This window comes from Paenibacillus sp. FSL R7-0026, assembly GCF_038004485.1.
GTDB lineage: Bacteria > Bacillota > Bacilli > Paenibacillales > Paenibacillaceae > Paenibacillus > Paenibacillus xylanexedens_A.
On record NZ_JBBORG010000001.1, the window covers coordinates 3,991,449 to 4,010,849 of the forward strand.

A 19,401-nucleotide genomic window follows, 5' to 3' on the forward strand; every position below is an offset into this window, starting at 1 on the left:
AGCGGCCATTGCTCACGTGGAGCAATACAGTTATTGGATAGGAGTGGAGAGAAACCATACTGTACCCTTATTATATGTATACGTTTTCATTTTGTCAACACTTTCAGTAAAATTGTTTGAATTAATTATATCTTTCGGTAATTCAGGATAATACATCCTTTTTTTTCGTGACTGAAAATCAAATAACATCTCCAATATAACCTCACAAAAAAGAGGGCTTTCGCCCTCTTTCTCGTCTTATATCCACACTTGATAACCTAAGGAATCCAATAACGTCTTGGCTCGTTCCATATCTTCTTCCTGACGGAAAGACAGACGCATAATGCCCGGCACATCCACCCGGTTTTCGATAATCTCCAAGTTGCTCAAGTTGATGTCATTCGCCCCAAGCTCAGTTGCGATCTTACCAATCATACCCGGTGCATCCTGGACATCAGTATATAGATCAAATAACGGCGAAATCATGCCTTTGCGTCGTTCTGGTAATATACTGCGAAACTCGCGGGCCTGACGGAATGCCTCCTCTATACCTTCACCGTTCTTATGCTCCAGCATATCCGTAAAGGCCGTCATCTGGCTATTCCAGTCCTTAAGCAAGCCCAGCAGTACATCACGGTTGCTAAGCAAGATATCTCTCCACACAATCGCATCACTGGACGCAATCCGGGTAATATCCCGGAAACCACCTGCAGCCAGCATTTTATAAAGTGGATTCGACTCATTATATTCACGCACCTGATTCACCAGCGCAACAGCAATAACATGTGGCAGATGACTAATCGCCCCCACGATGTCATCGTGCAGTAGAGGCTCCACACGCACGATCTGTGCCCGCGTATACGCAAGCAGGTCAGACAACCTGCTGTAGGCTTCCTCAGGTACATGTTCTGAAGGGGTTAAGACATAGTATGCATTCTCAAATAACACGGCTGAGGCCGCATCTACGCCTGCACGCTCCGACCCCGCCATAGGGTGACCACCAATGAAGTAAGCGTCAGTCAACCGCACATGCTCGGCACAAGCGGCAATGGAAGCTTTAGTGCTTCCTACGTCCGTGATGATACATCCTTTTTTCAATGGCAGCTTGGAGAGTTTCTCGAAATAGGATTCTAACAAACCTACAGGAACGCACAAAAAAATAAAGTCGGCATCCTCTACCGCTTCTTCCAGAGAGAGCGTAGCATCATCCACTACACCGCTCGCTATGTACTTGTCCTTCAGTTCATCCAAGTGGGCGTAGCCCATCACGGTTACATCTGGCTTGCCTTTGAAGCAGAGTGCCAGTGAACCGCCGATGAGTCCTACACCAATCATTGCAATTTTTAGTTTCATGGGTCCTCACTCTTTCATCGCCAGTATTAAGGGCGTGCTACCGCCTTCTCAGCCAGCGTGTTCTCCAGTGCCGTGACAAATGCACGGTTCTGTTCTGATGTTCCGACGGACACACGAATGTAAGTTGGGTATACGTGGAATCCTGAGCGAACGATAATGCCTTGTTTGAGCAAGGATTGGAACGCAATTGCCGAAGGCATATTCAGATCAACCATAATGAAATTACCCTGTGAAGGGAAATACGACAATCCGAGCCGTGTAAATTCATTTTGCAGGTAATCCCGATCCGTTGCATTCCGCTTCGAGCACTCTTGAACAAAATCCTGATCCAGTAGTGCAGCTTTTGCCGCAACCTGTCCAAAACGGGAGGTGTTAAACGGTTCACGTACACGGTTAATCAAATCAATAATTTCGGGACGTGCAATACCATATCCGATCCGAAGCGAAGCCAAACCGTAAATTTTGGAGAATGTCCGCAGGATGACCAAGTTCGGATACCGTTCGATCAATGGTATACTTTGCGGGTATGCTTCATCGGTTACGAATTCATAATAAGCTTCGTCCAGTATGACCATCACATGGGCAGGCACACGGTCCATAAAGGCTGTAAGTTCCTGCTCGGAGATAATCGTACCTGTCGGATTATTTGGATTACACACCCATACTGCTTTGGTTTTGTCGTTAATTTGCGCGAGCATCGCGCTCAGATCATGCGTGCCATCTTTCAGAGGCACTTCGATGGACACGGCACCCTCAATATCTGCATTGCTTTTATATACAGAAAATGTCTGATCTGCCATGATAGTCTCGTCACCCGGCAAGAAGAAAGCTCTCGTGATCAAAGCAATAATCTCATCGGAACCACAACCAAATATCAGATTGTTCCGTTCAACGCCAAGATGCTTGGCAAGAACTCCCGTCAGCTCAACCGAGCTACCGTCTGGGTATATGCTTATATTAGTCATTTCTTTCGTAATGGCTTCCAGAGCGGCAGGAGAACTGCCGTACGGGTTTTCGTTGGAGGCCAGCTTGATGACTTGTTCAAGCCCCAGTTCACGTTTCACTTCTTCAATCGGTTTGCCCGGCTGGTACACAGGCAGATTGACAATCTGGGATTTCGGTTTCAACCCGACCGCCTCCTGTTATTGAAATAATGTTAGACACGAATCAGCGTGCACCTCATGTGTCCAAAAGATGTCCTTTCAGGACATCTCTATCCCTTTAATTGTGCCACAAAGTTGCGAATTTGCAACAGTCCCGTTGCACGCGTATCCGGATTTTCAAGCAGAGGAATCGCATCTTCCACTTGACGAACAATGGCACTACCTACAACAACGCCATCGCAGATGCGGGAGAAATGTGCCACCTGCTCATGACTGGAGATACCAAAACCTACCGCTACAGGGAGGTCTGTCAGGCTTTTCACCGTCTCAATGAAGCTCTCTACGCCATCAAAGAAAGAAGCTCTCTCTCCGGTTACCCCAAGGGATGATACACAATAGATAAAGCCACTCGCTCCCGTTACAATCCGCTCAATCCGTGCATTAGATGTAGGTGCAACAAGCGGCACCAGATGCACACCAGCACGATTTGCGCGTTCTCGCATCTCTTCCGCTTCCTCAATTGGCAGGTCCGGAATGATCATGCCACTAATATCGTGTTTGACCAATTCATCAAAGAATACATCCAGTCCTGTCTGCAATACCGGATTATAATAGGTGAACAGTACAAACGGCAGTTTCACACCTGCCTTACGAGCTTTTGCAGCGGTTTCCATCACAGTACGAATGGTAATCTGGCTTTTCAGCGCGCGTTCGGAAGCACGCTGAATGACTGGGCCATCCGCAAGCGGATCGGAATAGGGAACACCCAGTTCCAAAATGTCCGCTCCAGCCTGTTCAAGCTCCTTGATGATATCAATCGTTGTGTCCACATCCGGGTCTCCCACGGTTAAGAATGGAATAAGTGCCGTACGATTCTGTTCCTTCAATTGCTGGAAGGTCTGGTCCATCAGATTCATCCCAAGTCACCTCCCGTGTATTTCATGATCGATTCAACATCCTTGTCTCCACGTCCCGACAGACAAATGACTACAATATCATCTGCTGTAAGTTCAGGCGCCAGTTTGACAACTTGAGCTACCGCATGTGCAGACTCCAGAGCAGGAATGATTCCTTCCGTCCGACATAGGAGTTGCAGGGCATCCAGTGCTTCCTGATCCGTGATCGGTACATATTTTGCCCGTTCAATATCCTTGAGATAGGAATGCTCCGGACCAACACCCGGATAATCAAGTCCGGCCGAGATGGAATGCGCTGGCTGAACCTGTCCATACTCATCCTGCAACAGGTAACTCATAGATCCCTGGAATACACCATGTGTACCTTTGGTCATCGTCGCCGCGTGATACTCGGTTTCGACCCCTTTACCTGCGGCTTCAACACCAACAAGCTTCACATCCTGATCACCGATAAATGGATAGAACATACCGATCGCATTACTTCCTCCACCAACAGCTGCTACAATTACATCTGGCAAACGCCCTTCGATCTCCTGAATCTGACGACGGGTCTCATCACCAATCACACGTTGGAAATTCCGCACCATCATCGGATATGGATGAGGACCAACCACTGATCCGAGCACATAGAATGTATCCTCCACATTGCTGACCCAGTAGCGAAGCGCTTCATTACCAGCATCCTTCAGTGTCCGTGTTCCGGACGTCACCGGAATGACTTCTGCTCCGAGCAGCTTCATCCGAAATACGTTTAACTGTTGACGCTCTGTATCCTCTTCGCCCATAAATACTTTGCATTCCAATCCAAGCAATGCAGCTACGGTTGCCGTTGCAACGCCATGTTGACCTGCACCTGTTTCGGCAATAACTTTCTTTTTGCCCATCCGTTTGGCAAGCAAACCTTGTCCAATGGCGTTATTAATTTTGTGCGCACCTGTATGATTGAGATCTTCACGTTTCAGATAAATTTTCGGTCCGCCCAATCGGCGTGACAATTGCTCTGCATGATACAATGGCGTTTCACGTCCAGAATACTCGCTTAGCAGATAGTTCAGTTCCTTGTTGAATTCCTCATCTTCAGAGAAGTGGCTATATGCCTCCTCCAACTCTATGAGTGCGTTCATTAGTGTCTCAGGTACAAAGCGGCCTCCGAAGTGACCGAAACGCCCGTGTTGATCCGGCAATTGATGTGTCATGCCTGCTTCACCCTTTCTACGAATGCTGTAATTTTGGCAATATCCTTCACACCTTCAGTCTCCACGCCGCTGGATACATCGACGCCGAAAGGTGCATATGTCTGTATTAGTTGTTGTACATTGTCCGGCTGCAAACCTCCTGCAACGAACAGAGCAATTTCGCGACTTTTCGCCCATTCAGCATAGGCAGGGATTCGCTCCCAGGCAAACGTTTTCCCGGAGCCCCCTCCATATAGAGGATCATGGGTATCAAGCAATATCGCATCCACGAATTTATCGTAAGTATCAAGAGCCCTTATGGCTGCATCATCAGCTTCCGGCCCCGTTTCATCTTTGGGAAAAGAAAAAACTTTGAACACTTTGGCATTCCACCGCAGCTTCACCTGCTGGCAAAATTCCGCAGTCTCCTGTCCATGCAGCTGAATAACATCCAGTTGAGCAATCTCCATAATGTGTTCCAGTTCTTCGAGCGTAGGATTCACAAATACACCCGCAAGCTTCGGCCGATCATAGGTAGACCATTCGAACAATACCGTTCTTAATGCAGCAGCCTGCTCGGGTTCGATTCGGCGGCGTGATTTGGCAAAAACAACACCAATGTAATCCACAGGCAAGTTTATCATCGATTTTAGCACTTCAACGTCCTGAAGTCCACATATTTTTACGGCCGCTGGCAGCGGGTTTCTCAGTTCTGACATACTGTCGCCTGTGCCATCGTATATGGAATTATTCATTATTTGGGTCCCATCAGATCATATACAGCCGCCTCGACATCATCCTTGCGCATGAGATGCTCACCTACGAGAATACCATGAACACCGGCCTGGATCAGAGGTACTGTTGATTCTGGTCCGTCAATACCACTTTCGCTAATCAAGGTAACGCCACTTGGAATCAATTCCATCAAATCCAGTGTTGTGTTCAGACTGGTTTCGAATGTTTTCAAATTACGATTGTTGATGCCCACTAGTGTTGCCTGCGGAATCTCCAATACCTGCTCCAATTCTGTTCGATCATGGACTTCAATCAAGGCATCCAGCCCCAAACTTTTGGCAAATTCCAGATATTGACGAATCTGTTCAAGTGTCAGAATACTGGCAATCAACAGTATCGCATCCGCACCCAGTAATCTTGCCTCCGCAATCTGTCGTTCATCTATAATAAAATCCTTGCGTAATAGCGGAATGTTCACTGCTTGATGGATTGCCTGCAAGTACTCGTTGCTGCCTTGAAAATACGACACATCTGTTAATACGGAGATGCAGTCTGCACCCGCTCGTTCATAAGCCGCAGCAATCTCTACCGGATGAAAATCCGGACGGATCAATCCTTTGGACGGCGAAGCCTTCTTCACTTCAGCAATAAGGCCGAGTTTGCGATTGCGTCCGCTTGATAATGCTTGTTCAAACCCCCGGGTTGCGGGTAATTGTTCGATTTTTTGGATTGCCTCATCCATGTTAAATGTTTGTGCCAGAACTTCAACTTCTTTATGTTTGGTTGCAACGATTCGATCAAGATACATGACTGTACGCCTCCGTTGTATGAATTAACTGTTCAAGCTTCCCGGCAGCTTTGCCCGAATCTACCGCTTCTGCGGCAAGTGTCACCCCTTCAGCAATGCTATCTGCAAGACCGGATACATAGATGCACGCTCCGGCGTTCAACAGAACGACATCACGATAAGCACTCTGCTCACCCTGGAAGATCCTCTTAATAATTTCGGCATTCTGTGCCGCATCTCCTCCAAGTACCGCTTCAAGCGGATGCAGAGACAAGCCCATATCACGTGGATCAATATCATAGGTGTGCACTTCACCATTGCGAAGTTCAGATACCTGAGTTGGTGCCGAGATACTGATTTCATCCAGACCATCATGGCTGGCCACAACCAACGCTCTTTTGAGACCAAGACGATTCAGTACTTCAGCAATCATCGGCGTCCGGGAACGATCATACAGGCCAAGCAATTGGCGATCTGCTCCCGCAGGATTGGTTAACGGTCCGAGCATATTGAAAATGGTACGAACACCCAGCTCTTTTCTTGGTCCTGCCGCATGTCGCATGGAAGGGTGATATACCTGGGCAAAACAGAAGCAGATTCCGATATCATCCAGACATTGTCTAGCCTGCTCACCGTTCAGATGGATATTTACACCGAGTGCCTCTAATACATCTGCACTACCCGCTTTGCCTGAAGCTGAACGGTTGCCATGTTTGGCGACCCGAACCGAGACGGCCGAAGCAATGATGGCGGATGCTGTGGAAATGTTGAATTTGTGAATACCCGATCCACCTGTTCCACAAGTGTCCAGCAAGCCGCTGCCATCCGTTAGAATTCGTCCGCCCTGACCACGCATGGCTTCAGCAAAACCGGTGATCTCATCCACCGTTTCCCCCTTCATCCGCAGCGCCATCAGCAAACCTCCGATTTGAGCCGGCGTTGCCTCACCTCTCATAATCGAGTACATCAAATCTCTTGCTTCGGCTTGCTCCAGATGGCTGCCCTCCAAAATCTTCGCCAGGCCATTCTTCATGCCTCCCTCACGAGTAATCTCAGCAATGGGGGTTACAGGGTTCTCATTCATTATTGGGTTTATGTTCATCTCCGGTCTCTCCTCTCTCAGTTCTTAGCGGCCGCTGGTGTGACAAAGTAGTCTGCATTCGCCAGTCTCAACGTGCTGTCCTTTTCTTTGGCGGGAAACATTGCTTCTGCTGTTCGAATCGCTTTGAGCAATGCTTTAGCTTTGTTAACTGTTTCCTCATATTCATTCTCAGGCACAGAATCCCATACGATTCCCGCTCCAGCCTGTACATATGCTTTTCCCTTTTTGAAAATAATCGTACGAATCGTAATACAGGAGTCCATGTTACCCGAGAAACCAAGGTATCCGATTGCTCCTGCATAAGCACCCCGTGCCTCTTTCTCCAGTTCCGCGATAATCTCCATTGCACGCAGTTTCGGTGCTCCGGATACAGTACCCGCTGGCAAGCAAGAGAGGAATGCATCGAAGAAATCCTTATCTTCTCTAAGCTCGCCCGTAACGTTCGATACCATGTGCATAACGTGAGAATACCGTTCAATCTCCATGAACATGTCACACTTCACACTGCCGAAGCTGGATACGCGGCCCAGATCGTTACGCCCCAGATCAACAAGCATCAGATGCTCCGCGCGTTCCTTCTCATCCTGGAGCAGATCAGCAGCGAGTGCACGATCTTCCGCTTCTGTTGCCCCCCTTGGACGTGTACCTGCAATCGGTCGTGTCTCCACACGATTCCCGTCCACCTTGACCAGCGCTTCAGGCGAAGTACCAACAATAATCTCATCATCCATTTTGAGGTAGTACATATAAGGTGATGGATTCAGGGTCCGAAGCACACGATACACGTGAAGCGGAGAAACTTCCGTATCAATGTGGAAACGCTGGGACAATACCACTTGAAAAATATCACCTGCGCGAATGTAATCTTTGGCTTGCTCCACATTACCGATAAATTGTTCCTTCGTGAGGTTGGAGCGAATATCCCCCAGTTCCACGTCTCCCGGAATAGAACGCGGATTCAGGTTCTCCCCTGGTCCTTGCTGCTGCAAACGTTCTGCGGCCTGCTCCAGCTTCTCCGAAGTCACTGCATACGCTTGACGTATCTCGTCATCCGTTGCACCATCTTTGATGTGTACATTCCCGACGAGCAACATCTGCTGCTTCACATGGTCAAACACGATAATCTGGTCACAGAACATAAAGCGAATGTCATCCATATTCAGGTCATCCAGCGCGTGAGCTGGAAGCTTCTCATAATAGGACAGCAGATCATATCCAAAGAACCCAATTGCTCCACCTGTGAATGGTGGCAGTTCATCATCTTTTGGACTGCGATACTTACGCAGCAGTGCTTTCAGTTCTTCGATCGGTTTGCCTGGCAATTCACGAGTCTTCCCTGCTTCTTCTACAACGATCCGGCCTTTCTTGGCCGAAATCATCAGGAACGGATCTGTACCGATGAACGAGTATCTCGCCCATTGAATACCACCCTCTACACTTTCCAGCAGGAATGCCCGATCGTTGTCAGCATAACGGCGGAATATTCGAATCGGAGTCTCCATATCTGCCAGAATCCGCTTGACTACCGGAATCAGATTATACTCATTCGATATTTTCAGTACTTGATTAACGTTTGGCGTTATCATCAGATCACGTCCTTTCAGATTTAGGTAAGTTCAACTAAAGAGGTTTACACTGAGCACTCCGATGACAGAACAACCTTCCGATCGCTGTTATCCCCAGATTTTTTGATTTCTTTTCTAAAGGGAAAATCCGGTGATAAATGCGAACGCTCCGCTTCTTCACGTTATTTCTGTCCTCTGCGTTTTTGTGTAAAAGTTTAGTTGAACTTATAGGGGTAGAAGAAAAGGGTATATGTACAAAAAAACCTCTACCATCAGGTAGAGGTTTGGTTATAAGCTGTATTTAACAGGGTGATGCTTCATAAATAACAAGTCTCTATACTTCGCTGTCGGATTATTCACAGGTTGCTGAATTGATGCATCTCACATCATCCAAATCGGGAAAATAAATTAGTTATAACACTTCAACTACTCATTCCAATATTTCGTAAAATATAGGAGAGTGCATTGATTGTGTTTGTACCAAAATATATCAAAACAAAAGATGTCCTATGACACGTTTGTTTTCCCTGTTCCTGTTACCTATTCCGTAGCACGACGTACCGTGAATCAGTTGACCGGTTTCTGTTGCCCCGGTTACCACCCACTGGACTCTGCTATATACTCCACTAGCTCAGCTGCTCTCAGCTCAATCTCTACTCTACTCAACTGGTTCTCACTATACATCATTATGATCGGTTTGACAACCCACTACTTAAGAGCCAGAAGGTGCTGCCAAATCCGGACGTAACGCCTGTGCACCGTTCAGATACACATGGTTGATTTCATTCTGAGCTTTGTTTGTATTCACATGCACCATGAAACGAATGCACTGCGCCAAGGCACCTTTAACAGGAACCTCCAGTGCACACATTAGTGGTACGAGTTCCCAGCCATCCAGTTGACGAATAGCTTTTGCCGGGAAAGCAGCATCCAGATCCCCAGTTAACGTAATCCACACACTGCAGATATCTTCCGGTTGGATCTCATTGCGATCCACGATCTCCTGCAACAATACAGCCGTTTCCTTCAAAATCTGTTCTTCGTTGTTCTGCGTGACTGTTGTAGCCCCGCGAATTCCCCGTGTGACCATTGCTGTTATTCTCCCTTCCTGAGCATTTCAATGACGTCCCGAACCGCCGACACAGGTACGTCCTTCACAATTCTTGCAGCCCCAATCCGATCAGGAATGATAAACACCATATGACCTTCACGGAACTTTTTGTCATGCATCATCGCTTCCATTAATGCATCCGTGTCGAGATGTGCAGGCATCGTTGTTGGAAGGCGAAGTGACCGCAGCATACGGACCGTATCTTCATAGAGTCCTGCTGGCGCACCAAGCTTCTCACCAAGCAATGCTGATCCAGCCATACCGATCGAGATCGCCTCTCCGTGCAGGAATTCTCCATAACCGGCAATCGCTTCAATGGCGTGACCAATCGTATGTCCCAGGTTCAACAACGCACGTTCTCCATTTTCACGTTCGTCTCTGGATACAATCTCTGCCTTAATACCACAACCGCGCTCCAAGCCGTATCCCAATGCTTCCGGATTAAGCGCAAGCAGTTCCTCCGCATGTTCCTCACACCAATGTGCAAAAGCCTCATCACGGATCAGTCCGTGCTTCAACATCTCTGACAAACCTGCCGAAACATCTCGTGGCGGCAAGGACTGAAGTGTGTCCACGTCATAGAGTACTAGCTCGGGCTGATGGAATGCACCGATCATATTTTTGGCCAGCGGATGATTGACAGCCACCTTGCCGCCTACACTGCTGTCATGCGCCAAAATCGTTGTAGGTACTTGAACAAACTTGATTCCTCGCATATATGTAGCAGCAACAAAGCCAGCCAGATCACCTACGACACCACCACCTAGGGCCAGAATCGCAGAACTCCGATCCAGTTTGCCTTCGATCGCAACGGTCATCATATCCTGGTACACCGAAAGGGATTTCGATGTTTCACCAGAGGGCACAACCGCAGATACGACTGTATAACCAGCCGTACGCAGCGTTTGCTCCAAACCTGACAAGTATTTGGGAGCCACATGTTCATCTGTAATGATGAGTAACGGACTTTTTTTGGTCAAGCCATATTGCTCAAAATATTGAGGGGCTTGTGCCAATAGACCGCTGCCAATCAGAATCGGATATGAGCGTTCCTCCAACTGTACCGTCAGCTGACGCATATTAGTAATTCTCCAGTTGGGCGTTATAGCTAGCAACATTAGCACGGATCTCTTCCATGGAATCCCCGCCGAATTTCTCCAGGAATGCTTTGGCAATTTCCCACGCTACAACATGCTCCATAACGACACTCGCTGCTGGTACAGCACAAGCGTCCGAACGCTCAACCTGAGCCGTAAATGCTTCTTTTGTATCAATATCGACACTTTGCAGTGGCTTATACAACGTTGGGATCGGCTTCATTACACCACGTACAACGACTGGCATACCGTTTGTCATACCACCTTCGAATCCACCCAGACGGTTGGTTGCCCGGTGGTAGCCGCGCTCATCCGTATGCATGATTTCATCATGTACCTGTGATCCCCGAATGACTCCGGCTTCGAATCCGATACCAATCTCTACACCTTTGAATGCATTAATGGACATTACGCCTTGAGCGATTCGTGCATCCAGCTTGCGATCGTATTGAACATAACTACCCAGACCAATAGGTACACCTTCAACGATACATTCCACTATTCCTCCGATGGAATCGCCTTCTTGTTTAATCTGGTCGATGTAGGCCTCCATCTTCTTCTCTGTCTCAGCATCCGTAACACGTACAGAGGAAGCTTCTGTCACTGCGATCAGTTCATCAATCGGAAGGTCCTGATACGGAGCTTCGATCTCTCCAATACGAAGTACACGTCCAGCTACCTTGATTCCGAATTCAGCCAGGAATTGACGTGCAATGGCGCCACATGCCACACGTACCGTTGTCTCACGTGCACTGGAGCGCTCCAGTACGTTACGCAAGTCTTTAAGATTATACTTGAGTCCACCGTTCAGATCAGCGTGTCCGGGACGTGGACGATGAACGCGACGTTTCTCTTCGTCACTGCCTTCAATCGGCTCAATATTCATAATATTCTGCCAATGTTTCCAGTCATTATTTTGAACAACCAGCGCTACCGGAGCACCTGTTGTATATCCGTGACGGATACCACCAACAAAATTCGCCTGATCCTTCTCAATCTGCATCCGACGTCCACGGCCATATCCCTTTTGGCGGCGGTGAAGCTGGAAATTCAGTTCTTCAAAATCAATCGTCAAATTACTTGGCAATCCTTCAATAATAGCGGTCAATTGGGGTCCGTGCGTCTCCCCTGCGGTTAAATAGCGTAAACTCATAATACGTTCCCCCTTTAAACTGTTAAACTTCACATTGCTAAAATCCCATAATTTCTTTGCTTATTATAGTATAGCTGACCGGCTTTGACAAGAAAGTCGGCTCTTTCTTGTACTTGGTATACAAATAACCGCCTGAAGCACATGTACATGTGCTTCAGACGGCTCAACAACCATTATCATTATTTTTTCCGATAGAAGAATGTCTCTGCTGTCTCCAGACCATATTGTCCCGGGGAGAAGATCTGCTCCGTACTACCCACAAACAAAATACCGCCTGGACGCAAACTTGCTGCAAATTTGTGATACAACAGGTTTTTGGCTTCCTCGGTAAAATAGATCATGACATTTCGGCACACAATCAGATCGTACCCATCGTCAAAACGGTCCACCAGCAAATTCTGTTTCATGAACTTGATTGAATTTTTGAGTTGCTCATCAATACGGTATACCAAGCCATCCTGCTTGAAGTAACGGTTCGCCGTTTCCTTTGGCACATCCTTAAGCGAGCGTTCCATATAACGCCCTTCCTTGGCTTTGGCCAATGCACCTTCATCCAGATCACTTGCCGTAATGGAGCTGTCCTTCAAAATGCCCATCGTGTCCAGAATCATGGCAAGTGTATAAGGTTCTTCACCTGTTGAACAGGCCGCACTCCAAACTTTAGCACGACGCTTGGACCCCAGCAGCTCAGGCAGGATCTCGTCCCGCAGCACTTCCCAACGATTGGGATTACGCCAGAATTCCGACACGTTGATCGTCATACGATCAAGGAACTCGTAGAACAATGATTTATCTTTCTGCATAGCTTCAAAAAAGTTAGAAAATGTATGAAACCCGTTTTTGTTGCGAAGTGTGGTCAGCCTTCTTTTCATCTGGCCTTCCTTGTATTGAGCAAGATCAATGCCTGTGCTCTCTTTGATTTTACGAATGAATCCGGTGTAATCCGGGTCTAGTAGTTGTTCTTGCTCCAGCATCGTGTATCACCCTTTTGGCTAATAATTACAACCAGGCTGCGATGCTCTTGTCGTAAACCACCAGTTCATCTGAAGCAAAGAAATTTGCTGCTTCACGGGAAGCACTTTCCGGTGAATCTGCCCCATGAATCAGATTATGTGGTGTGTGGCTGGCGAAGTCTCCGCGAATGGTACCCGGAGCTGCTTCCTTCACATTGGTTTTTCCGATGACGATGCGCGCAAGCGCCACAATATCGTCGCCTTCCCACACCATGGCAAATACAGGCCCCGATGTGATAAAACGAACCAGATCATCGAAAAACGGTTTGCCCTCATGTTCAGCATAATGGCGTTTTGCCTGATCCTCAGACATCTGCACCAATTTGCCTGCCACCAACTTAAATCCTTTGTCTTCCAGACGGCTAATAATTCGACCGATCAATCCACGCTGCACACCATCCGGCTTCACCATCAAAAATGTACGATCCATCAGCTCACTCCTCACTCACGGTTCAAAGTTAATCACTATGTAAACGCAATCCCTCTGATTGTAACATACATGTCCAAATCCTCCCAATGAGGAATCTCACAGTTCTGCTCGTCTTTGGGTATGAGTAATCTGAGAGTCGAAGGTCATACATTGTTTAATGCGTACGTTTAACCACAAAATGAGCGATATCACGCAGGTTTTTGGTCGTCTTGATGTTAGGTAGCTGATCGAGAGCATCGAGCGCTTTCTTCATATATCGGTCAGCAAGGGCTTCTGCTTTAGCAATTCCTTGACTTTGGCGAATCATTCCAATTGCATCCGATGCACTTGCCCGTCCTTCTTCATGCTGGACACGGGAAATTTCATTAAGTAAAGGTTCCCGCAGATCGGATTCTTCTAAGGCATAAAGTACAGGAAGAGTGATATTTCCTTGCTTCATGTCACTGCCAGGTGGCTTGCCAAGTTGTTTCTCAGTACCTACCAGATCAAGTACATCATCTTGAATCTGGAAAGCCATCCCCACATTGTATCCGTATGTATACAACAGGGAAGATACATGCTCAGGCGCACGTGTAGCCAATGCCCCTAACTGACAGCTAACCGCAATTAGAAGTGCTGTTTTGCGGCGAATCCGCAGCAGATAGTTACGAACACTTTGTCCCGTATTGAAAAAGTCGCGAATTTGCTCCATCTCACCAATGGACATCTGTACCATAGCTTTGGCAAGGATACGATGAATAGCTGGATCGGATAATCCGGCAGTCATTTCAAGTGCCTTACCGTAGATATAGTCTCCAGTGTACATGGCAATCCGGTTATCCCATTTTGACTTCACCGTGGGTTTGCCTCGGCGTGTCTCCGCATTATCAATGACATCATCGTGAACGAGGGATGCCGAATGAATGAGTTCCAGCGGAACCGCAACCAACTTCAGACGTTCAATGTCGTATGTACCAAATTTCCCACCAAGTAACACAAAAACGGGCCGCAACCGTTTTCCTCCTGCTTTGAGCAAATGAAGTGACGTTTCACTCAGCAGCTTCTGTTCTCCTCGAACACTGCGATACAACTCTTTCTCAATGTAATCCATGTCCTTTTTTAACAACCCGAAAATATCCAATAGTTTCATTCGTTCACCCGTATCAGCGTATTGTCAGTCCATAAATTCATGCTTACCTTCCCCTCCAGCAAGTCGGGCCTGCAGGCATTACGAAAAACCCGGCTTACCGTTCTTGCTTGTGTTGTTCTATAAGGTAATCTAACGTGTTTTTCTTCTCCGAATGTCATAGCCGACACCCGAAAATTAAACTCTGCGACTTGTTCTGAAACAAAATACAGAAGTTGCCGGAGCATGGGTCAAGACTGTGGTTCATGAAGACTCACCATCAGTGCTCACCAATACCCCGGGATTCGGGGGACAAATAAACCGAGCAACACTTTGGCAAAAAACAGCCTTGTATCGAACTCAGTCGTTATCCCCGTTCATCCGGTTCTCCCCATCTTGTAAACAGTTGATGTGGGATGCGCAAGCTATCCAGCACTTTCCCCACCAAAAACAGAATCAACTCATCCATCGTCTGAGGTTTGTAATAAAAAGCAGGCATAGCCGGTATCATTCGTACACCAAGACGAGAAAGCTTCAGCATGTTCTCCAGATGGATTGCATGAAGAGGCGTCTCACGTGGTACGAGTATCAATGTCCTTCCCTCTTTCATCATAACATCGGCTGCGCGAGACATCAGATTATCCGACGATCCCTGCGCGATGGACGAAAGAGTTCCCATCGAACATGGCATGATAATCATGCCGTCGGCCAGATAAGAACCACTGGCAATGGAGGCCCCTATATCACTCACAGGATGATAGATCAGAGAACCGGCACGGTTGCCGAATTTTTCTTCCAGCACCGCGTCCCGATTCGTCACATCCCAGTCCAATTCTTCTTTCAGTACACGCCACCCTGCATTGGATATGACCAGATGAACGTTATATTCCAAATCAAGCAGCGTTTCAATTAATCGAATGCCATATATGCTGCCACTCGCTCCGGTAATTCCGACAACCAGTCGTTTATTGTCCGGCTGCTGCACCATTTATTTCACCGCCAGATCAATTAGAGTGAACGTAAATACGATTATACTAAGCAAACTGTTCATGGTAAAAAACGCCGTTTGAACACGGCTCATATCATTAGGCGATACAATATAGTGTTGATAGAACAGAATTCCATACGTCACCAACATGCCTGCGCCATACCACCAGCTCAGATCTGTCAGCAACAATAACGCAAGAAAACCAATTGCAGTAATCACATGGAAGAACTTAGCGATCTGCAAGGATTTAACCAGGCCAAAACGGGAAGGTATGGAGTGAAGACCCTCTCCCTGATCGAATTCCAAATCCTGACATGCATAGATAATATCAAAGCCCGCTGTCCAGAACACAATCGTAACGTACAGCACAATCGCTGTCCAATCCATCGTTCCTGTTACAGCTACCCAGCCACCAAGTGGTGCCAAACCAATCGTCATTCCGAGAACAATGTGGCATAACCATGTGAATCGTTTGGTGTACGAATACAGTACCAACATAAACACAGCAATAGGCAACAGCTGCATCGATAATACATTAAGATTGGATGAGGCCCAGAATAACAATATAAATGAGATAATGACAAATATAACAACTTCCCCATTTTTCAACAGTCCTGCCGGGATGGCTCTCATTGCGGTACGCGGGTTTTTGCCATCAATCGCTTGGTCAATAATTCGGTTCAAACCAAAAGCCGCACTACGTGCGCCGACCATCGCAAGCAATACCCACATGATCTGCATCCAGCTTGGGAAGGTATCATTCACTACCATGGAGCCGAGGATGGCCCCCATAAATGCAAAAGGTAAAGCAAAAAGCGTGTGTTCAATCTTGATCATTTCTAAAAAGATGCGAATTTTCCTAAACATGCTGATTCTCCTTGGTTCCAATATGCAGTGCCGCTATACCTCCGGTGAGAGGGTAGGCCTGCACTTGTTGTAATCCAGTTTCTGCAAAAATATCTGCCAGTTCCTGCCTTCCCGGGAAAATGGCCAGTGAGTCCGGCAGCCATTTGTACTGCTCAAAACTTTTAGCAAACACTTTGGCAAGATTCGGTAAAACTTTCTCAAAATAAAAATAATAAATGCCTTTGAACGGCTGCCATGTTGGCTTGGACAATTCCAGGCACACAACCATACCACCCGGTTTGACCACACGTTTCATTTCAGACAACACTTGTCTGAGATCAGGTACATTACGCAACCCAAACCCGATCGTCACATAATCAAATGAATTGTCTTCAAAAGGAAGTGACATGGCATTTCCCTGTGTCAGGGTAATCTGCTTTTGACGTTGCACCGCATTGATCTTTGTCTGGCCGACCTCCAGCATGTTGCTACTGAAATCAAGTCCGTGCATGTGCCCCGTTTCACTTGCCTCTGCCATAGCAAGCGTCCAGTCACATGTGCCGCAGCACAAATCAAGACCGGTATCGCCTTTGGACATATTCATCTTTTTCATGGTGAATTTACGCCAAGCCTTATGCCTGCGGAAACTTAGAATATCGTTCATGACATCATATTTTCCGGCTATACTCTGAAAAACCGAATGGACATATTCTTCTTTCGGTTTGGTCTCTCCGCTCCCCATTCGTCTGTCTCCCCCTCAATCTTCCCTTACTGCCGCATGTGAAGGCTGCAAATATGCCAAGTAAGGCTCTAGAATTGCGTGTATCTCATGCAAGCCCATCCGCCCTTCCTCGTCTTGCAACAACAGTTGAATGCGGTGTGTACACTCGCGAAGCTTGTCCAGCAAAACCTCGCCAACCCTATGCTTCAGCACCATAGCGTTCCATGCACGTGCATCCGGTTCAGACTGACGCAACACATTGCGCTCATCGTCATTACCATGCTCGTATATGTGCCAGTATGCATAGCTGTGAAGATATTGTTTTGCGTCATTCATCCGCTTCAGTTCTTCCACGATCGTTTCGCAGGAGCTGAATTCGGTCAACAGGCTGTTCCATAATGACTCTTCGTTATGTTGAATCATGCCTGTAAATGAAAGAAACAGCTGCATCCTCAGCTGTACCGTTTCACGCAAGTATTCGTCAGCCGAAACGAGAAGCTTCTTCATCCGTTCATACAGCGTCATCTTGCGTGCGTTCACTCCGGATACAGCACCACTGAGTTTTCCAATCATTTCAATTCTGCCCGCTTGGGCAAGCAATTGATAAAAACGGCTACTTAAATAATCCCCGGCGAGTACATTCAACTGACGTGAACGCATCTCCTGCTCTTTCCGCTCACCGGAAATGGTATCGATTCGATCATGCGTATCCATGGCCAACTGAACGAGCGAAGTTGCAAGAGCATATAACTCTTGATGCACCTTTTCGTCTGTGCGGCCCACAAATACCTGCAACAGACGTGCCCGGCTATCCGGAAATGATGGGATTTCCGTATGTTGTCGAATCATGTCGTAATCCGTATATTTCTTTGCTAGTTGGGGTACGCGATATGAATTCATTCTCAGCCTCCGAGCCTTAACATTGTTAAACCATTTCTGCACTACAATCTTATATATTATAGCATATGTTGAACGGGCACGCACTGAATCCTGCTATTCTATTACCCCTGACTTGTCATTTCGAATTGCTTCTTCCAGAGTTCGGTCTCCATCAAATGAAACCAGTCCTTCAATTCATCCGAAAAGGCCGCACTTTTCCAGTTCCGTAATGTTTCAATCGCATACAGAGGCCACTCTCCACGCCGAATATCAGCAGCAAGTAACAGATGTCGTTTATGCATCCATTCATCTTCTGCCATCACACGTAGCAGCACCTGATCCACGTTATCCAGACTCCGAAAGCCCAGATCCGCCACAGCTGCCATGTTCTCATAGATTTCAGTGTAACTTGTACCCGTTCCTTTAACTTTGAGGTCCAGTGTCAAAATGGACTGTTTCCATTCCACTCTTGCAATGGGAGTTGATAGTTGCATGGAACTTAGCACATCAACCAGATTGTCATTCGTTAGCTGAACTGGATGATGTGATGCAGAGGCAGGCTGTACGTTGTCCCCGCCCCATGTACGCATATGTAAGGTTTGTATCGCAACAAGCAGAAAGACCGCCGCAACCGTTGCCAGCATTGAAGCAGTAACAATCATCCGCGGTTTCATATACGCCTCCCTGCCTTTACCTGTTAGTGTAGTCTGTCCGGTAAAGGCTCATACCTCATTGTACAATGAAAAAAAGCAGGCTATGCCTGCAATCTTCATTTGAATGTATTCAATCTGTCCATTACTCCGATTCAATCTGTCCATGCTTGGTAATCAGCGTGGCTTTGCCCCGGATTTTAATAGCTGAAGTATGGGTGGTAAATTGGGCGAACATCACTTCACCTTTGTCCAATTTCTCGGTGTGGTGAAAACGTGTATCCTGACCTCGGGTTAATCCGATCACCTGGACACCATTTTCCTCTGCCTTAATTACAATATAATCATTGCCGGTTGGATGATCCATCACGCATGTCCCCTTCTTTAGTTCGATAGCGTTAATGATGATTAAGATTGTTTCATTTGTCAACCTGCGCCTTATACGAATGAACCGTAAGAATCGGCTACCCTCGGGTCATACTACAGTTGTACAGCCACAGAAAGGAGAATCTGCATGAAGTACACCCCTGCCGCACTTACAGACGAGCATATTCATCAGTTAAAAGAAATCGAACAGCATCTGTCTGCAGCTGCTGGCGAAGAACTGATTCTGGTTGCTTATACCGGGCAACCGGAGGATCCTGAGCACTCGGATAGCCGCAAGAATCATCGTTAAAGGGCAAAAGAAAAGG

The 19,401-nt window shown here is 47.1% G+C and carries 21 protein-coding genes; 1 reads left to right on the top strand and 20 read right to left on the bottom strand.

Annotation, left to right across the window (positions count from 1 at the left end; all coding sequences use genetic code 11):
• Window positions 1–237: 237 nt before the first annotated feature.
• The 20 genes from MKY44_RS17550 to mtrB form a co-directional block, all read right to left on the bottom strand.
• Window positions 238–1,332 (bottom strand): prephenate dehydrogenase, encoded by a 1,095-nt coding sequence (locus MKY44_RS17550; RefSeq protein ID WP_341008032.1) that lies wholly within the window; start codon window positions 1,330–1,332, stop codon window positions 238–240.
• Window positions 1,333–1,358: 26 nt separating this feature from the next.
• Window positions 1,359–2,459, bottom strand: a complete 1,101-nt coding sequence (gene hisC / locus MKY44_RS17555) for a histidinol-phosphate transaminase (RefSeq protein WP_340386662.1) — start codon at window positions 2,457–2,459, stop codon at window positions 1,359–1,361.
• 86 nt (window positions 2,460–2,545) lie between these two features.
• Window positions 2,546–3,352 carry a tryptophan synthase subunit alpha gene (gene trpA, locus MKY44_RS17560; RefSeq protein ID WP_076328309.1) on the bottom strand — a complete coding sequence of 269 codons (807 nt, stop codon included), beginning with the start codon at window positions 3,350–3,352 and terminating at the stop codon, window positions 2,546–2,548.
• Window positions 3,349–4,548, bottom strand: coding sequence for a tryptophan synthase subunit beta (gene trpB, locus MKY44_RS17565; protein ID WP_017687714.1), 1,200 nt, complete (start codon window positions 4,546–4,548; stop codon window positions 3,349–3,351). Before trpB ends, trpA begins: the two co-directional genes overlap by 4 nt.
• On the bottom strand, window positions 4,545–5,246 hold the full coding sequence (locus tag MKY44_RS17570) for a phosphoribosylanthranilate isomerase (RefSeq protein ID WP_341009884.1): 702 nt from the start codon (window positions 5,244–5,246) through the stop codon (window positions 4,545–4,547). The genes trpB and MKY44_RS17570 overlap by 4 nt, the downstream gene beginning before the upstream one ends.
• A gap of 35 nt (window positions 5,247–5,281) precedes the next feature.
• Window positions 5,282–6,070 carry an indole-3-glycerol phosphate synthase TrpC gene (gene trpC, locus MKY44_RS17575; RefSeq protein WP_341008033.1) on the bottom strand — a complete coding sequence of 263 codons (789 nt, stop codon included), beginning with the start codon at window positions 6,068–6,070 and terminating at the stop codon, window positions 5,282–5,284.
• Window positions 6,060–7,100 carry an anthranilate phosphoribosyltransferase gene (gene trpD / locus MKY44_RS17580; RefSeq protein ID WP_445670692.1) on the bottom strand — a complete coding sequence of 347 codons (1,041 nt, stop codon included), beginning with the start codon at window positions 7,098–7,100 and terminating at the stop codon, window positions 6,060–6,062. Before trpD ends, trpC begins: the two co-directional genes overlap by 11 nt.
• Window positions 7,101–7,168: 68 nt before the next feature.
• Window positions 7,169–8,737: an anthranilate synthase component I gene (trpE, locus tag MKY44_RS17585; protein WP_341008034.1), complete on the bottom strand. Its 1,569-nt coding sequence runs from the start codon at window positions 8,735–8,737 to the stop codon at window positions 7,169–7,171.
• A 691-nt stretch (window positions 8,738–9,428) separates the two neighbouring features.
• Window positions 9,429–9,806 carry a chorismate mutase gene (aroH, locus tag MKY44_RS17590; protein WP_047843558.1) on the bottom strand — a complete coding sequence of 126 codons (378 nt, stop codon included), beginning with the start codon at window positions 9,804–9,806 and terminating at the stop codon, window positions 9,429–9,431.
• A 5-nt stretch (window positions 9,807–9,811) separates the two neighbouring features.
• Window positions 9,812–10,906, bottom strand: a complete 1,095-nt coding sequence (gene aroB / locus MKY44_RS17595; protein ID WP_047843559.1) for a 3-dehydroquinate synthase — start codon at window positions 10,904–10,906, stop codon at window positions 9,812–9,814.
• Between the two features lies 1 nt (window position 10,907).
• Window positions 10,908–12,077 carry a chorismate synthase gene (gene aroC / locus MKY44_RS17600; protein ID WP_017687707.1) on the bottom strand — a complete coding sequence of 390 codons (1,170 nt, stop codon included), beginning with the start codon at window positions 12,075–12,077 and terminating at the stop codon, window positions 10,908–10,910.
• Between the two features lie 179 nt (window positions 12,078–12,256).
• Window positions 12,257–13,051, bottom strand: a complete 795-nt coding sequence (locus MKY44_RS17605; protein ID WP_047843560.1) for a CheR family methyltransferase — start codon at window positions 13,049–13,051, stop codon at window positions 12,257–12,259.
• 25 nt (window positions 13,052–13,076) lie between these two features.
• The gene (gene ndk, locus MKY44_RS17610) at window positions 13,077–13,520 is read right to left on the bottom strand and encodes a nucleoside-diphosphate kinase (protein WP_017687704.1); all 444 of its coding nucleotides are present in this window, start codon (window positions 13,518–13,520) and stop codon (window positions 13,077–13,079) included.
• Window positions 13,521–13,674: 154 nt separating this feature from the next.
• On the bottom strand, window positions 13,675–14,649 hold the full coding sequence (locus MKY44_RS17615; protein ID WP_341008035.1) for a polyprenyl synthetase family protein: 975 nt from the start codon (window positions 14,647–14,649) through the stop codon (window positions 13,675–13,677).
• Window positions 14,650–14,992: 343 nt separating this feature from the next.
• Complete coding sequence (locus MKY44_RS17620) at window positions 14,993–15,613, bottom strand: UbiX family flavin prenyltransferase (protein WP_017687702.1); 621 nt, start codon at window positions 15,611–15,613, stop codon at window positions 14,993–14,995.
• Window positions 15,614–16,480, bottom strand: a complete 867-nt coding sequence (locus MKY44_RS17625) for a UbiA-like polyprenyltransferase (protein ID WP_341008036.1) — start codon at window positions 16,478–16,480, stop codon at window positions 15,614–15,616. It lies immediately after the preceding gene.
• A complete protein-coding gene (locus MKY44_RS17630; protein ID WP_036607690.1) occupies window positions 16,473–17,201 on the bottom strand; it encodes a demethylmenaquinone methyltransferase in 729 nt (242 codons plus the stop codon). Before MKY44_RS17630 ends, MKY44_RS17625 begins: the two co-directional genes overlap by 8 nt.
• 15 nt (window positions 17,202–17,216) lie before the next feature.
• Window positions 17,217–18,080: a heptaprenyl diphosphate synthase component 1 gene (locus MKY44_RS17635; RefSeq protein WP_253501387.1), complete on the bottom strand. Its 864-nt coding sequence runs from the start codon at window positions 18,078–18,080 to the stop codon at window positions 17,217–17,219.
• A 101-nt stretch (window positions 18,081–18,181) separates the two neighbouring features.
• A complete protein-coding gene (locus MKY44_RS17640) occupies window positions 18,182–18,733 on the bottom strand; it encodes a hypothetical protein (protein WP_076209915.1) in 552 nt (183 codons plus the stop codon).
• A gap of 121 nt (window positions 18,734–18,854) precedes the next feature.
• Complete coding sequence (gene mtrB / locus MKY44_RS17645) at window positions 18,855–19,076, bottom strand: trp RNA-binding attenuation protein MtrB (RefSeq protein ID WP_017687697.1); 222 nt, start codon at window positions 19,074–19,076, stop codon at window positions 18,855–18,857.
• A gap of 147 nt (window positions 19,077–19,223) precedes the next feature.
• On the opposite strand from mtrB, the gene MKY44_RS17650 reads away from it, so the two are divergent.
• Window positions 19,224–19,385 carry a hypothetical protein gene (locus MKY44_RS17650; protein ID WP_341008037.1) on the top strand — a complete coding sequence of 54 codons (162 nt, stop codon included), beginning with the start codon at window positions 19,224–19,226 and terminating at the stop codon, window positions 19,383–19,385.
• Window positions 19,386–19,401 lie beyond the last annotated feature (16 nt).